This is a genomic window from Yinghuangia soli (assembly GCF_021502675.1).
GTDB lineage: Bacteria > Actinomycetota > Actinomycetes > Streptomycetales > Streptomycetaceae > Yinghuangia > Yinghuangia soli.
Genome location: NZ_JAKFHA010000058.1, coordinates 14,593 through 30,098, shown reverse-complemented (window position 1 = coordinate 30,098; position 15,506 = coordinate 14,593). Strand labels below are relative to the sequence as shown.

General features: G+C 73.1%; 12 protein-coding genes and 1 pseudogene. 10 read left to right on the top strand and 3 right to left on the bottom strand.

Annotation, left to right across the window (positions count from 1 at the left end):
- The first annotated feature begins 49 nt into the window (after nt 1-49).
- A complete protein-coding gene (locus LZ495_RS41980) occupies nt 50-565 on the top strand; it encodes a SixA phosphatase family protein (protein ID WP_235058520.1) in 516 nt (171 codons plus the stop codon).
- A 64-nt stretch (nt 566-629) separates the two neighbouring features.
- On the top strand, nt 630-1,511 hold the full coding sequence (locus LZ495_RS41975; RefSeq protein ID WP_235058519.1) for a DUF4190 domain-containing protein: 882 nt from the start codon (nt 630-632) through the stop codon (nt 1,509-1,511).
- Between the two features lie 57 nt (nt 1,512-1,568).
- On the opposite strand, the gene serB is transcribed toward LZ495_RS41975, so the two are convergent.
- Together serB and LZ495_RS41965 are read right to left on the bottom strand one after the other, a co-directional pair.
- Nucleotides 1,569-2,759 (bottom strand): phosphoserine phosphatase SerB, encoded by a 1,191-nt coding sequence (gene serB, locus LZ495_RS41970; protein ID WP_235058518.1) that lies wholly within the window; start codon nt 2,757-2,759, stop codon nt 1,569-1,571.
- Nucleotides 2,760-2,825: 66 nt separating this feature from the next.
- Nucleotides 2,826-4,439, bottom strand: a complete 1,614-nt coding sequence (locus LZ495_RS41965) for a streptophobe family protein (RefSeq protein WP_235058517.1) — start codon at nt 4,437-4,439, stop codon at nt 2,826-2,828.
- A 443-nt stretch (nt 4,440-4,882) separates the two neighbouring features.
- Here LZ495_RS41965 and LZ495_RS41960 point away from each other — a divergent pair, with 443 nt between their 5' ends.
- Nucleotides 4,883-7,468: an FHA domain-containing protein gene (locus tag LZ495_RS41960; protein WP_235058516.1), complete on the top strand. Its 2,586-nt coding sequence runs from the start codon at nt 4,883-4,885 to the stop codon at nt 7,466-7,468.
- A 163-nt stretch (nt 7,469-7,631) separates the two neighbouring features.
- Here the strand turns inward: LZ495_RS41960 and LZ495_RS41955 are convergent, their stop codons facing one another.
- On the bottom strand, nt 7,632-8,420 hold the full coding sequence (locus tag LZ495_RS41955) for an Rv1486c family protein (protein ID WP_235058515.1): 789 nt from the start codon (nt 8,418-8,420) through the stop codon (nt 7,632-7,634).
- Nucleotides 8,421-8,556: 136 nt separating this feature from the next.
- Here LZ495_RS41955 and LZ495_RS41950 point away from each other — a divergent pair, with 136 nt between their 5' ends.
- The 7 genes and pseudogenes from LZ495_RS41950 (at nt 8,557) to LZ495_RS41920 (ending at nt 15,447) form a co-directional block, all read left to right on the top strand.
- Nucleotides 8,557-9,351: an ABC transporter ATP-binding protein gene (locus tag LZ495_RS41950; protein WP_235058514.1), complete on the top strand. Its 795-nt coding sequence runs from the start codon at nt 8,557-8,559 to the stop codon at nt 9,349-9,351.
- A 117-nt stretch (nt 9,352-9,468) separates the two neighbouring features.
- Nucleotides 9,469-9,879, top strand: coding sequence for an NfeD family protein (locus LZ495_RS41945; protein WP_235058522.1), 411 nt, complete (start codon nt 9,469-9,471; stop codon nt 9,877-9,879).
- Between the two features lie 161 nt (nt 9,880-10,040).
- Nucleotides 10,041-10,970: pseudogene (locus tag LZ495_RS41940) on the top strand (SPFH domain-containing protein); the annotation flags it as partial.
- A 594-nt stretch (nt 10,971-11,564) separates the two neighbouring features.
- Complete coding sequence (locus tag LZ495_RS41935) at nt 11,565-12,323, top strand: sulfite exporter TauE/SafE family protein (protein WP_235058513.1); 759 nt, start codon at nt 11,565-11,567, stop codon at nt 12,321-12,323.
- 34 nt (nt 12,324-12,357) lie between these two features.
- The gene (locus tag LZ495_RS41930; protein ID WP_308268901.1) at nt 12,358-13,311 is read left to right on the top strand and encodes a cobalamin biosynthesis protein; all 954 of its coding nucleotides are present in this window, start codon (nt 12,358-12,360) and stop codon (nt 13,309-13,311) included.
- Nucleotides 13,308-14,819, top strand: coding sequence for a cobyric acid synthase (locus LZ495_RS41925; RefSeq protein WP_235058512.1), 1,512 nt, complete (start codon nt 13,308-13,310; stop codon nt 14,817-14,819). The genes LZ495_RS41930 and LZ495_RS41925 overlap by 4 nt, the downstream gene beginning before the upstream one ends.
- A gap of 97 nt (nt 14,820-14,916) precedes the next feature.
- The gene (locus tag LZ495_RS41920) at nt 14,917-15,447 is read left to right on the top strand and encodes a hypothetical protein (protein ID WP_235058511.1); all 531 of its coding nucleotides are present in this window, start codon (nt 14,917-14,919) and stop codon (nt 15,445-15,447) included.
- Nucleotides 15,448-15,506: the final 59 nt, after the last annotated feature.

Below are 15,506 nucleotides of genomic sequence, written 5' to 3'. Positions count from 1 at the left end.
GGCCGGGACCCGCCGTGCATGTGCGCGGAATTCTGAGAGGCTGGATCCCATGGCATCGCAGCGACAGCGCACACTTGTGGTGGTCAGGCACGCGAAGGCGGACTGGCCGGACGTCCCGGACGTGCAACGCCCCCTCGCCGACAGCGGCCGGCACGACGCCCCGCAGATCGGCAACTGGCTGGTCAACCAGCGCATCCACCCCGACCACGTGGTCTGCTCCACGGCCCAGCGCACCCGCGAGACGTGGAAGCTGATGGGCAAGGTCTTCGACCCCAAGCCGCACACCGTCTACGACGACCGGCTTTACGAGGCCTCCGCACTGTCGCTGCTCTACGTCGCCCAGGAGACCCCCGACGAGGTCGACACCCTCGTCATGATCGGCCACAACCCGGGCGTCGCCACCCTCGTCTCGCTCCTCACGGGCAGCGCCGACGGGGACGCCCTGGACCGCGCCCGGGAGAAGTACGCAACCTCCGGCACCGCCCTCCTGCGCTTCTCCGGACCGTGGCACGACCTCAACGAAAAGACCGCGCACCTCTCGGCGTTCGCGATCCCGCGCGCCTGACGGCGCAGCGAACCGTACGGTACGGTCCGCGCACCGGAACACGACGGGGCACGGGGGTACGGGGATGGACGACAAGCCACCGGCAGGCGCACCGCAGGAGGACGCGCCGACCGGAAGCGCACCGCCCGAGCACGCTGTACCCGAGGACGCTGTACCCGAGAAGGCTTCGCCCGAGAACGCACCGCCGGGGAACGTACCGCCGTTCCCCGGCGGCCCGGGCCCGGCCGGGCCGTACGGCGGTCCCGGCCCCTACGGCGGCCACGACCCCTTCGGGCCCTACCCATACGGGCCCTATCCGTACGCCCCGTACGGGTACGGCCCCCCGGCGGTCCGCACCAGCGGCCTGGCCATCGCCTCGCTCGTCACCGCCCTCACGCTCTGCATGCTGCCGGTCGGCGTGGTCCTCGGGATCATGGCGATCACCGCCATCAGGAACGAGGAGGGCCTCGAAGGCCGCGGCCTCGCGCTCGCCGGCATCTCGGTCTCGGCGGTCGGCACGATCCTCGGCGTCTTCCTCCTGATCGGCATCGCCGCGGGCGATCGGGAGGGCACCGGCGGCGGCCACGGAGGTCCCAGTACGGTCACGGCGAGCGAACTCCGGCCCGGGGACTGCTTCTTCGCCTCTGCCATGGTGGGACTCGAGCCGACTCCGGGCAGCGAGCCGCGCGTACTCCGGATGAATTGCTCGCTGCCGCACAGCGGCGAGGTCTTCGCGGTCGTCCCGTTGTCCCCGCCCGCCGACCCCACCGAGGCGCAGCTCGACACCGATGCGCGCGAACGGTGCCTCCAGGCCGCCGCCGGCTACGTCGCGAAGTCCGGCGCGTCGGTCACCTCGGAGACGGTCGGCTTCTTCCGGCCAACAGCCGCAGCCTGGTCCGGCTCCTCCCGCACCGCGGTCTGCGTCGTGCAGGACGCCGGCGTCCGCTTCTCCCCGCCGGCCACCTGACCCCGACGCGCCGCGGCCGCCCCCGCCACCCAGGGCAGGAGGCGGCCGCCGCACGGCTCAGCTCTCGTCGGCGGCGTCCGCCGCCTCGACCTCTTCGCGGGTCAGACCCAGCAGGAACAGCACCGTGTCCAGGAACGGGACGTTCACCGCGGTGTGCGCGGCCTCCCGGACCACCGGCTTGGCGTTGAACGCCACGCCCAGGCCTGCGGTGTTGAGCATGTCCAGGTCGTTCGCGCCGTCGCCGATCGCGACCGTCGCGGACAGCGGCACCCCGGCATCCGCGGCGAAGCGCTCCAGCATGCGGGCCTTGCCCGGGCGGTCCACGATCTCGCCGACCACCTTGCCGGTCAGCTTGCCGTCCACCACCTCCAGGGTGTTGGCGGCTGCGTAGTCGAGCCCGAGCCGGTCCACCAGGCTGTCCGTCACCTGCGTGAACCCGCCCGACACGATGCCCACCTGGTACCCCAGACGCTTGAGAGTGCGGACCAGCGTGCGCGCGCCCGGGGTCAGCTCGACCTCGCCGCGCACCGCGTCGATCGCCGCCGCGTCCAGGCCCGCCAGCAGCGCGACCCGGGCCCGCAGCGACTCCGCGAAGTCCAGCTCGCCGCGCATCGCCGCGGCGGTCACCTCGGCGACCTGGTCCAGGCAGCCCGCGTGCGCGGCCAGCAGCTCGATGACCTCGCCCTGGATCAGGGTCGAGTCGACGTCCATCACGACCAGGCGCTTGGCGCGGCGCAGCAGCCCCGACGGCTGGACCGCGACGTCGATCTGCCGGGCCGCCGCCTCGGGGGCCAGCTCGGCGCGCAGCTTGTCCGTCTCGACGCCGGACACCTGCAGCTCGATCGCGGTGACCGGGTACTTGGCGAGCCGGAAGATCCGGTCGATGTTCGCGCCGGTCGCGGCGATGCGGCCCGCTATGGCGGCGACCGCCTCGGCGGTGAGCGGGTGGCCCAGCACGGTCACGTGCGAGCGGCCCTCGCCGCGCGGCCGGTTGTCGCCGCTGCCCGAGATGATCTCGATGTCGAGCCGCTCGGCCTCGGCCCACCGGTGCAGGGTGGCGCGCAGGTCGCCGTCCACCGCGGGGGCCGGCACCAGGACGCACAGCGTCAGGCGGCCCCGGGTGACGGTCTGCTCGATGTCGACGACCTCGAGGCCGTACCCGGCCAGGGTCTCGAACAGGGACGACGTGATCCCCGGGTGGTCCTTGCCGAAGATCTTGACCAGAAGTGTGCGGGGCGCTGCGTCCATGGTCGATCACGGTACCCGGACCGTGCGCCTGCCAGGCGCACGGTTCCGCTGGATGGACACCGGCCGCTAATGCGGGCGGCGCGGCGGGGGGTCGTAGGGCCCGCCGCCCGGACCGGGACCGGCCGGCGGCGGCCCGGGAGGCCCGCTCGGCGGACCACCGGGGTTGGGCGGGCGGTACGCCGGACCGCCGGGGCCGGGCGGCCGGTACGCCGGACCGCTGTACGGGCCGGGCGCGGCGCCGCCCGCGGGCCCGGGCCCTGGGTAGTTGCCGCGGACCTGCGGCGTCGCGGGAGCCGGCGTGCGGCTGTCCCGCACGGCCCGGATCCAGGCCGCCAGCGCGCCGCCGAGCAGGCCCGCGCAGGCCCCCCACAGCGCACCGAATCCGGCCGTCATCACATAGTCGGCGTGCAGGGTGACCTGCCCGCCCGGTGCCATCGTGTCGCCGAGCACCTGGACCGCGACCTTGAGGTGGATCTTCGCGATCGCCGCCGCGATCACCGCGGCCACCGCGAACGCCACCGCGAACCGCCACGCGTGCTCGTACAGCTTCACGTGCCGGGGCGCGCGCAGCGCCATCACCGTGCCGCCGAACAGCAGCAGGATTCCGGACACCACCGGAACCCACCAGGCGCGGCTGTCCAGTTCGGCCAGCCGGCTGATCGTGATCGGCATGCCCTGGCTGCCCGACTCGTTGAGCAACTGGCCCAGCGGACCGGGCAGGCCGAAGCTGAAGTCGCCGCCGCCTTCCGACTTCCACTCGACGCCCAGGCCCAGCGTGACCAGCAGCCACATGATGTTGGGCAGTGCGAGCAGCATGCCGCCGATCATGCGCTTGGGCCCCGGTGCCTCGGCCGCGACGAACGGCGTCCCGAGGATGCCGAGCACCACCGCACCCAGGAAGACCGCCATCACCCCGGCCACCGGCGGCCGCAGGACGTCGCGGTACCGCAGCCACATCCGCGGCAGCGGCCCGCGCGCCGACACCCCCAGCGCCACCACGAGCGCCAGCAGCATCCACACCAGCCCGAAGCCGATCGTGGACGGCGCGTCGGTGGTGAACTTCGCGGCCGCGCCCAGGTTGAAGATGCCCATGAGCTCGGACGCCTCGACCTTGGGGATCAGGTCGCCGATCGGCAGCGAGTGGCTGCCCACCGCGATGCACGCACCCAGCGCGGCGACCGTGAAGACCGCGATCCGGGCCATGTGGGCGAGGAGTTCGGCCGTCCCGATCACCAGGCGGTAGCGCAGCGGGCGCAGGAACAGCCAGCCCAGGACCACCGCGCCGATCAGGCCGATGCCGTACATCAGCACGTCGACCTCGCCGCTGCCCTCGGCCACCGACACGTCGCCGATCAGGTCGCCGAGGATGCCCTGCCCGCTCGCGGACTCGGCGCCGGTCAGGTCCACCCGGCCGCCGACCGCGAGCGCCACCGTCGCGGCGACCAGCGCGGGCATCGTCCCGCCGCCCAGGTCCCCGGCACCCAGCAGCCACAGGGCCAGCCACGCGGTGAACCCCATGGCGGCGAACGCGGCGAGCACCGCGTAGAAGGCGTGCAGCCATGCCTCGAGCCCGCCGATCAGGGCCGTCGGCGAGGCGGGCGGGGGAGCGGCGGCAGGCGGCCGCGGCGGCGGTCCCGAGGGCGCAGGCCCCGGCCGCTGCGGAGGGTTGGTCCAGGACACGCCCGCTCCCTGCGGATGGATGGTGAGGGCACGGTGCGTATCCGGCCCCCCATCGGACATCACTGACTATCGGACCCGGGTGCGACACACGTCAACGGGATCGCCGAGACGGGTGACGGGCTGTTACATGGCATGCCCCGCACGGCCGGACTCCCCGGCCGCGGGGCGCCGGCCGGGTGCCCGCGGAGTGGCTACGGGGTGGCTACGGGGTGGCCAGGAGGTGCCGACGGGGTGTGACGAAGTCGTCGGAGCACCGGAATTCCGGTTGCCCGGATCGCCCGCCCCGTCCGTGAAGGACCGGTTCTGCGGGCCCGCCGGCCGGCCCCGCGCGCGAAATATGTCCGACCCGTCACCCCGCCGCCGAGGGAGGCGTACACCGATCCGAGTGGAAGCCTCGGTGAAGAGGTGCCGCGGGACCCTGATGGTCCCTAAACTCGCTGGACATGGGGGGCAGGTATGCATCCGAAGACCCGGCCGTGCCGCAGCTGACCGCGAGCACGGACGCCGGGCAACCCGTCGTGCTCGACCCGGGACGCGACTACATCGTCGGCCGTGACCCGCAGTCGTGCAACGTCGTCGTGGACGACCGGCGCGTGTCGCGCCGGCACGCCGTGCTGCGCGTCGCCGCGGACGGCTGGGAACTCGTCGACACCGGCAGCGTGAACGGCACGTACGTGCGCGGCCAGCGCGTCAACCGCGTCGTGGTCGGCGCCGGCATCGACGTGCTGCTCGGCGACCCCGACGACGGCGGACGCCTGCGGCTCAGCCCCGCCGCGGACGCCACCGAACTGGTGCCCGCCACCCGGCGGTCGGAAGGCCCGTACACCCCCGACCCGGCCGGCCCGCCGAACCCCTACCCGCCCACCCCGCAGCCCCCGGGCCCCGGACCGCGCCCCGGTTCCGGGCCGGGATCGGGACCGGGTTCAGGGCCGGGTTCAGGGCCGGGATCGGGCCCCGGGTCGCGCCCCGGCTCCACGCCGGGCGCCAACAGCCCGATGTGGGGCATCGAGCCCGGCCGGTACGCCGACCCGCGCCCCAGCGTCGACCGGCGGCCCAGCGTCGTCATGCAGATCCCGGTCCGCACGCTGCGCATCGGCCGCGCCCTCGACAACGACCTCGTGCTCACCGACCTCATGGTGTCCCGGCACCACGCCGAACTGCGCACCACGCCCGGCGGCCGGCACGAGATCGCCGACCTCGGCAGCCACAACGGCACTTACGTCAACGGCGTCCCGGTCGAGCGGCACGTCATCGGCCCGAACGACATCGTCGGCATCGGCCACGCCACCTTCCGGCTCGACGGCAACGAGCTGCGCGAGTTCATCGACACCGGCGAGGTCTCGCTCCACATCCAGAACCTCGAGGTCAAGGCGGGCGACAAGACCCTGCTGCACAACGTGTCGTTCCCGATCGGCGAGCGCACCCTGCTCGCCGTCGTCGGCACCTCCGGCGCGGGCAAGTCCACCCTGCTCAAGGCCCTGACCGGATCGCTGCCGGTCAGCCAGGGCAACGTCCTGTACGACGGCCGCGACATGTTCGCGCAGTTCGCCGAACTGCGGCAGCGCATCGGCCTGGTGCCGCAGGACGACATCCTGCACAAGCAGCTGACCGTGCGTCAGGCGCTGCGCTACGCCGCGCGCCTGCGGTTCCCCGAGGACACCGAGAAGGCCGAGCGCGCCCGGCGCGTCGAGGAGGTCATCGCCGACCTCGGCCTGACCGAGCGCGCCGAACTGCCCATCCACAAGCTGTCCGGCGGCCAGCGCAAGCGCGTCAGCGTCGCCGTCGAGCTGCTCACCAAGCCGTCGCTGCTGTACCTGGACGAGCCGACCTCGGGCCTGGACGTCGGCTCGGCCGGCGACCTCATGGACAACCTGCGCACGCTCGCCGACGACGGCCGCACGGTCATCACGGTGCTGCACGACCTCGACTCCGCCGAGGTGTGCGACCGGCTGCTCGTGCTGGTCACCGGCGGGTACGTGGCGTACTACGGGCCGCCCGGCGAAGCGCTCGCGTACTTCGGCAAGGAGAACTGGCGCGACGCGTTCAAGATGCTCAACCGCGAGGACGGCGTCACGCTCGCCGCCCGGTTCAGCGCCTCCGAACCGCACGCCCGTTACGTCGACACCGGCCAGACCCCCGCGGCCGCCGCCCAGCAGCCGCAGCCGGACCGCCCGCAGATCAAGCCGCCCAAGCCGCAGAGCTGGATGTCGCAGCTCATGACCCTGTCGCGGCGGTATTTGTCGGTCATCGCGTCCGACAAGAAGTACCTCGCGCTGCTGTTCGCCGCGCCGATCTTCCTGGGCGCGCTGTGCCAGGCCATCCCCGGCAAGTTCGTCGCGGACCCGGGCACCAACCGCGACATCCTCACCAAGCTCATGGTGCTGTTCGTCATCAGCGGCCTGATGGGCTCGGCGACCGCGGTCAACGAACTCATCAAGGAACGCGCGATCTACCAGCGAGAACGGGCCGCGGGACTCTCGGTCTCCGCCTACCTGTGCTCGAAACTGCTGGTCCTCGGCGCCATCGCGGCGCTGCAGGGCATCGCGCTGACCGCGGTCGCCCTGGCCGGCCAGAAACTGCCCGAAAAGGGCGTCATCATGAGTCCGGTGATCATCGAGATCGGCATCGCGGTGGTGCTGTCCGCCATCGCGGCGATGGCCCTGGGCCTGATGATCTCGGCGGTCGTGTCGACACCCGAGCTGACCATGCCGCTGCTGGTCGTCATCGCCATCGTCCAGGTCGTGCTGTGCGGTGCGCTGTTCGCCCTGGACGGTGCCCCGGTGGTGCAGCAGATCTCCTGGCTGGCCCCCGCCCGGTGGGCGTTCTCCGCGGCCGCGGGCAGCGTCGACGTGCTGGGGCAGCAACCGGAGGGCGGCATCGTCGACCCGTTCTGGAAGCCAGAGGCAAGCGTTTGGTACCGCAATATCGCGATACTCGGCGGCCAGATCCTCATCTACGCGACCGTCGCGATGCTGCTGCTGCGCCGCCTCGACCCCAAGGTCGGCGGCCGCAAGGCCCGCCAGCGCTGACCCGCGCGGCGACGCCGGACACACTGCGGAGAGCACCGAAAACGCAGAAGCGGTGCGCGATCCGTCCCTTCCCGGGAGGAATCGCGCGCCGCTTCTGCGTCTCCGCGTGCCTGCGTCTTTGTGCGTCGTCTTAGTGCGTCGGTGTCTCGGCGTACCGCGCCGCTCAGTCCGCCGCGGACGGCTCCAGCGCCGCCCCGAAAGCCGCCACCAGCGCCCGCCGGCAGGCGCGTTCCAGCGGGGCCAGGCTGCCCGCCCGCGCACTCATCTCGTACGCGTTGAGCGCCGCCCCGTGGTCCTCGCCGGCCAGCTCCAGGATCGTCGCCACCCGCCGGGCCTGCTCCAGGACCCGCACCGCCCGCGCCGGATAGCCCGGGGCCAGCGGCGACTCCCCGCCGTCGCCGCCGCGCCCGCGCAGCGCGGCTCCCACGGACTGCGCACGCGAGCCGGTGCCGGCCACGTCGAGCCGCAGCAGCTCGGCGGTGGCGTCCTTGAGCGCGGCGGCCAGTTCGCGGTCCGCCTCGGCGAGGAACGGCCCGGTCGGCGGCCGGTCGGCCACCTCGTACACCCGCCACACCACGCGCACCGCCTGGTCGCCGGCCGGCCCGTACACCTCGCCCTCCGGGACCAGGCCGAGCTGGTGCCCGGCCAGGCCCACGGTGACCGCGGCCTCGCCGGCCTCGAGGGCGGCGTCATTGAAGTCCGGCGGACCGGGCAGCCCCAAAGGGTCGCCGGGCGCGGGCAGCGCGAGGCGCAGACCGGTCACCCCGAGCGCGCGCAGCCGGCCGAGCGCGAGGGTCAGACCGACTTCGCCGCTCTCCCCGGGCAGTCCGGACACGCGGTGCGGATCGTCCCCGTGGGTGATCCGCGCGACCGCGTCGTCGGGGGAGACACGTCCGGAGAACAGGGCATTGCCCCAGGCGGCCAGGACGCCCGAGCGTGGCACATCAAGCATGCGGTTGAGACTAAAGGGTCGCGGTGTCGTAGGTTTCTCTCGCGGGATGGCCGAGCCGACGCGGGGCTGCACGAAATGGGGAGCTGGTACGCGCACATGATCGAGCGAAGCGAGCGAATCGAGCAGGCGGTACGGCATGACTGACGTCCTGGAACTCGTCGACGTCTCGGTGGTCCGGGGCGGTACCCACCTGGTGGACCAGGTCACGTGGTCGGTCGCCGAAGGCGAGCGCTGGGTCATCGTCGGACCCAACGGCGCAGGCAAGACCACACTGCTGCAGATCGCCTCCACGTACCTGTTCCCCACGAACGGGACCGCCGCGGTCCTCGGCGAGAAGCTCGGCTCGGTCGACGTCTTCGAGCTGCGCCCGCGCGTCGGCATGGCCTCCGCGGCGCTCACCGAGCGCCTGCCGCGCCGCGAGAAGGTCCTCGACATCGTGCTGACCGCGGCCTACGGCATGACCGCCACATGGCACGAGCGGTACGACGAAAGCGACGAGGACCGCGCGCTGTTCCTCCTCGACCAGCTGGGCATGGCGGCCTTCGCCGAGCGGCGCTTCGGCACGCTGTCCGAGGGCGAGCGCAAGCGCGTGCAGATCGCGCGCTCGCTGATGACCGACCCGGAGCTGCTGCTGCTCGACGAGCCGGCCGCGGGCCTCGACCTGGGCGGCCGCGAGGACTTGGTGCGCCGCCTCGGCCGCCTGGCCGCGGACCCGTACGCCCCGGCCATGGTCATGGTCAGCCACCACGTCGAGGAGATCCCGACCGGGTTCACCCACGTGCTGATGCTGCGTCAGGGCAAGGTGCTGGCCGCCGGGCCGATCGAGGACACCCTGACCTCGCGCAACCTGTCGCTGTGCTTCGGACTGCCGCTGGTGGTCAAGCAGCGCGACGAGCGCTGGAGTGCGCGCGGCCTGCCGCTGCACGCCTGAGCATCCCCGCAGGCCGACGGATCGGCCGGACTCGCACCCGAGTTCGGCCGATCTTCGTGCGTCCGGGCACTGCTGCGCGCCGACCCGCCGCCCTACCATGGCTTTGTGGACGCATGGATGTGGTGGCTCATAGCCCTCGGCGGGCTCGGCATCATCGGTGTCGTGACCTCGGTCGTCGAGTTCGGCATGTTCGCGGTGGGCGCGCTGGCCGCCTCCATCGCGGCCGCGCTCGGCCTCGGCCTGATCGGACAGTGCATCGTCTTCTCGGTGGTCTCGGCCGCCTTCCTGATCTTCGTACGCCCCATCGCCATAAGGCAGTTGCAGGGCGGGCCGCGCACCCGCACCGGCGTGGAGGCACTCACCGGCAAGACCGCGCTCGTCCTGGAGCGCGTCGACGAGAACGGCGGCCGCATCAAGCTGAACGGCGAGGTGTGGTCGGCCCGGTCGATGGACGCGACCCGGGTCTTCGAGCCCGGCGACAAGGTCGACGTCGCGGAGATCGACGGCGCGACCGCGGTCGTGATCTGACGCCCGGCCCGACTGCGCGATCTGACGATATGCCGACAAGACCGGCACGGAGGGTGCGCCAACTCCCTTACGGGGTAAGCATCGGCCGTGTTGCGGTCCCGGCGGGCCCGGGCACCCCGTAAGGTCGACTCAGCAACAACCCACAGCATTCGGGAGGGGCCGTGGCCGTCGTCATCGTGGTCATCGTTCTCGTCCTGCTCGTGATCGTGGCCCTGGTTCGAACGGTCAAGGTCATCCCGCAGGCGAGCGCGGCGATCGTCGAGCGCTTCGGGCGGTACACCAGGACCCTGCACGCGGGTCTGAACATCCTCGTACCGTTCATCGACCGCGTGCGGCAGATGATCGACCTGCGCGAGCAGGTCGTGCCGTTCCCGCCGCAGCCGGTGATCACCGAGGACAACCTGGTCGTCCAGATCGACACCGTCATCTACTTCCAGGTCACCGACCCGCGCGCGGCGACCTACGAAATCGCCAACTACATCCAGGCGATCGAGCAGCTCACCATCACCACGCTGCGCAACATCATCGGCGGCATGGACCTGGAGCAGACCCTGACCTCGCGCGAGGAGGTCAACGCGGGCCTGCGCGGCGTGCTCGACGAGGCCACCGGCCGCTGGGGCATCCGGGTCAACCGGGTCGAGCTCAAGGCCATCGAACCGCCGCCCTCCATCCAGGAGTCGATGGAGAAGCAGATGCGCGCCGAGCGGGACCGCCGCGCCGCGATCCTCACCGCGGAGGGCACGCAGCGCTCGCAGGTCCTGATCGCCGAGGGCGAGAAGGAAGCCGCCGTGCTGCGCGCCGAGGGCGACCGCACCGCGGCCGCGCTCCGCGCCGAGGGCGAGGCGAAGGCGATCGAGACGGTCTTCCGCGCCATCCACGACGGGGACGCGGACCAGAAGCTCATCGCCTACCAGTACCTCCAGATGCTGCCGAAGCTCGCGCAGGGCGACGCGAACAAGCTGTGGATCGTGCCGAGCGAGATCGGCCGCGCCCTGGAAGGCCTGGGCGGTGCGTTCGGCAACCTGACCGGCGTACCGCCGGTCGGCGGCGCGGCCGCCCTGCCGGCCGCCCCCGCAGTCCCGGCCGAGGAGCCCGCCGCGTTCGCGCGCGGCGCCAAGGACCCCGCGGAGACCCCGTCCGACATCTCGGCCACGGTCCCCGGCATCCCGGCCCAGGCCCCGCCGGCGGGCACCGTGCCCGCCACGGAGCCGAACCCGGACGAAGACCCCGGCCCCGCAGGCCTGCCCGGCCCCGAGATCGGCCGCCGCCGGCCTTCGGGCCGCGGCACCCAGGTCGACCCCCCGCGCATCGAACGCGCCCCGGGCCGCCGCCAGCCCCGCGACAACGGCCCCTTGGGCTGACCCGCACAGCACGCCAAAGGCCCGCCCCGCCACTTCAGGCGAGGGCGGGCCTGCTGCATGGCGACGAGACGCACGCGCCCCCGCTCGCTCCGCGCCGACCGCACCCGGCCCAGCCACCCCGACCCCGCGACGCGGCCCGCCCGCCCACTGCGCGTCGCACGCCTGGTTCGCCGGCGACTCCGCTGCGGCGCGTACCTCTCTCGCATGGCGGGCGCATGGGTCGCCGGGGGAGCCTCGGGGCTACTCTGACGGGCCGTTAGTGTTCCTCACGAGAACGCTTGTACGGATCTCGGTCCGACGGGACGTCAGTAAGGAACATGAACCATGACCTGGTGGGAAATGCTGGCCGTCTTCGCGGCCGGTATCGGGGCGGGCGGCATCAACGCGGTCGTCGGCTCCGGGACCCTGATCACCTTTCCCGTGCTGCTGGCGATCGGCTATCCGCCGGTCACCGCGAACGTGTCCAACACCATCGGCCTGGTCCCCGGGTCGTTCAGTGCCGCCGTCGGCTACCGGCGCGAGCTGGTCGGGCAGCGCAGCCGGCTCGTCCGGCTCGGCACCGCATCGCTGCTCGGCGGCCTGACCGGTGCGATCCTCCTCCTCACGCTGCCCGCGGGCGCGTTCAAGGCCATCGTGCCGGTGCTCATCATCGCCGCGCTCGTGCTGGTGGTCGTCCAGCCCGCCCTGTCGCGCCGCCTCAAGGAGCGCCAAGGCGAGGCGCCGCCCGCGTACGGCGGCCCGCTGCTGTTCGCCGCGGTGTACGCGACCGGCATCTACGGCGGCTACTTCGGCGCCGCGCAAGGTGTGCTGCTGCTCGGCCTCCTGGGCGTCTTCCTGCACGACGACATCCAGCGCCTCAATGCGGTCAAGAACGTCCTCGCGATGCTCGTCAACGGCCTCTCCGCGATCCTCTTCATGTTCCTCGCGGACGTCGCCTGGGAGGTCGTCGCCCTCATCGCGGTCGGCTCCGTCATCGGCGGCCAGGTCGGCGCCAAGATCGGCCGCAAGCTGCCGGCCAACGTGCTGCGCGGGGTCATCGTGGTCGTCGGGACGATCGCGGTCGTCCGCCTGCTCATGGCCTGAACTCCGGTACGACCGTCCCCAGGAGGACAGCACAGTGCGCATCCCCGCCCTCGGGCTCGCACTCGGCGTCGGGATCGACGCGCTGATCGGCGACCCCCGCCGCGGCCACCCGGTCGCCGTCTTCGGCACCGCGGCGGGTGCGCTGGAGAAGCGCATGTACGCCGACTCGCGGGCCCGCGGCGCCGCGTACACCGCGGTCTGCGTCGGCGCCACCGCCGCGCTCGGCGTCGCCGCCGACCGCCTCACGCGCCGGCGCCCCGCGGCCCGTATCGCGGTGACCGCGGCCGCGACCTGGGCGGTCCTCGGCGGCACCACGCTGCGCCGCGAGGCGCGGGCCATCGCCGCGCCGCTCACCGCGGGGGACCTGAGCGCCGCGCGCGAGCGCCTGCCGTACCTGGTCGGGCGCGACCCGTCGGGCCTGGACGCGACCGGCATCGCCCGCGCGGTGGTCGAGTCGGTCGCGGAGAACACCTCGGACGCGGTCGTCGCCCCGCTGTTCTGGGGCGCGGTCGCGGGCCTGCCCGGCCTGCTCGCGTACCGCGCGGTCAACACGCTCGACGCGATGGTCGGGCACCGGACCCCGCGGCACACGAACTTCGGATGGGCGTCGGCCCGGCTCGACGACGCCGCCAACTGGGTCCCGGCGCGGCTCACCGGGCTGCTGACCGCGGCCGCCGCACCGCTGTCCGGCGGCTCGGCCCGCACCACGTGGCGGATCCTGCGCCGCGACGGCGCCGCGCACCCGAGCCCGAACTCCGGGCGCTGCGAGGCGTCCGCGGCCGGCGCCCTCGGGCTCCGGCTGGGCGGCCGCAACGTGTACGCGGGCCGGGTGGAGGACCGCCCGGCACTCGGCGACGGCCGCGCGCCCGAGCCGGCCGACATCGCACGCGCCAACCGGCTCTCGGCCGCCGTGGGCGCCGCATCCGCCGCGCTGGCCGCCGCCTGGGCGGCCCGCCCCGCTCCGACCACCGAAGGACCCCGCCCATGAACGGCGCCCTCCTCGTCGCCGGCACCACCTCCGACGCGGGCAAGAGCATCCTCGTCGCGGGCTTGTGCCGCCGCCTCGCCCGCGAGGGCGTGAAGGTCGCGCCCTTCAAGGCGCAGAACATGTCGCTCAATTCGATGGTCACCGCGGACGGCGCCGAGATCGGCCGGGCCCAGGCCATGCAGGCCGCCGCGGCCGGGATCGCCCCCGAGGCGGTCATGAACCCCGTGCTGCTCAAGCCCGGCGGCGCGATGAGCAGCCAGGTGGTGCTGCTCGGCCGCCCGGTCGCCGAGGTGTCCGCGCTGAACTACCGCGACCTCAAGCCGCGCCTGTTCGAAGCGGTCCTCGACTCGCTCGCCGACCTGCGCGCCCGGTACGACGTGGTGGTGTGCGAGGGCGCGGGCAGCCCGACCGAGATCAACCTGCGCGACCGCGACATCACCAACATGGGCCTGGCGCGCGCCGCGAACCTTCCGGTCCTGGTGGTCGGCGACATCGACCGCGGCGGCGTCTTCGCGCACCTGTTCGGCACGCTCGCCCTGCTCTCCGCCGAGGACCAGGCGCTGATCTGCGGCTTCGTGGTCAACAAGTTCCGCGGCGACGTGAAGCTGCTGACCCCGGGGCTGGACCAGATCCAGGCGCTGACCGGCCGCCCGGTGCTCGGCGTCCTGCCGTACCTGCACGGCCTGTGGCTGGACGTCGAGGACTCGCTCGCGCTGGACGCGGACCGGGGTACGCCCGAGCCGCCGCGCGGCGAGGACATCCTCCGGGTGGCCGTCGTCCGCCTGCCGCACATCAGCAACTTCACCGACATCGACGCGCTGGCCGTCGAGCCGGGCGTGGTCGTGCGCTTCGTCTCCTCGCCCGCCGAACTCGCCGACGCGGACCTGGTCGTGCTGCCCGGCACCCGCGCGACCGTGGCCGACCTGGCCTGGCTGCGCGAGCGCGGCCTCGACACCGCGCTGGCCCGCCGGGCCGCCGCCGGGCAGCCCGTGCTCGGCATCTGCGGCGGCTACCAGATGCTCGGCCGCGAGATCGACGACCCCGTCGAGTCCCGCCAGGGCGTGGTGGCCGGCCTCGGGCTGCTGCCCGTCCGCGTACGGTTCGCCGCGGACAAGACCCTGGCGCGGCCGGCCGGGCTGGCCGACGGCGAGCCGGTGGCCGGGTACGAGATCCACCACGGCATCGTCACCGTCGAGGACGGCGAGCCGCTGTTCACCGGAGCGGACGGCACGCCGCTGGACGGCTGCCGGGCCGGCGCCACCTGGGGCACCCTGTGGCACGGCGCGCTGGAGAACGACGGCTTCCGGCGGGCCTACCTCACCCGGGTGGCGCAGTGGACCGGCCGCAGGTTCGAGGCCGCCCCCGGCACCTCCTTCGAGGCCGCCCGGCAGGCCCGCCTCGACGCGCTCGGCGACCTGGTCGCCGACCACCTGGACAACGCCGCGGTCGACCGGCTCATCGAGCAAGGCGCCCCGGCGGGCATGCGGTTCGTGCCTCCCGGGGTGTGAGCGCGGCCCGACCGGACGAAATGTCCTTGATGTGCCGATATCTCGGTGCCATGGCTGAATGGTGCGTACTTTCGTGCGACAGCGAAGGACACCCACCATGCGCACACCTCTGGGCCGGACCCTCCTCGCCGTCCTGACCGCCTGCGTGCTGCTCTTCGGCGCGACGGCCTGCAACGGCGACGAGAAGACCGACGACGCCGCCGCGCAGTCCAAGGACCCGGTCAAGTTCGCCAAGACGAAGTTCGTGCTGCACGCCGGACTCGCGGCGGGCGCGTCGTACCGCTGGATCGTCATGCCCTTCCGGGAGGGCAAGTTCCAGAGCGGCGCGGACGGGCGCACCTTCGCGATGGTGAAGGCCGGCCTCGCGGGCGCGTTCACCTACCACGAGGTCAAGAAGGCCATCGATGCCGCGCAGGGCGACCCGACGCTGTCCCAGGCGCTGGTGCCCATCTCCGTGGTCGCCGACAAGCTCAAGGACCTCGGCAGGAAGTTCTCCACCGGCAACGGCACCGAGGCGGACGTCAACGACATCACCTCGGTGGTCGACGGCCTCAAGTCGGTCGGCGCGCAGAACGGCCTGAAGGTCGAGGACCAGGAACCCAGCGTCAGCCAGCTCAACTCCGGCTGAACCGCGAAGCGGGCGGTCCGTGCGGCCTCCGGAGGGCGGAGGCCGCACGGACCGCCCGC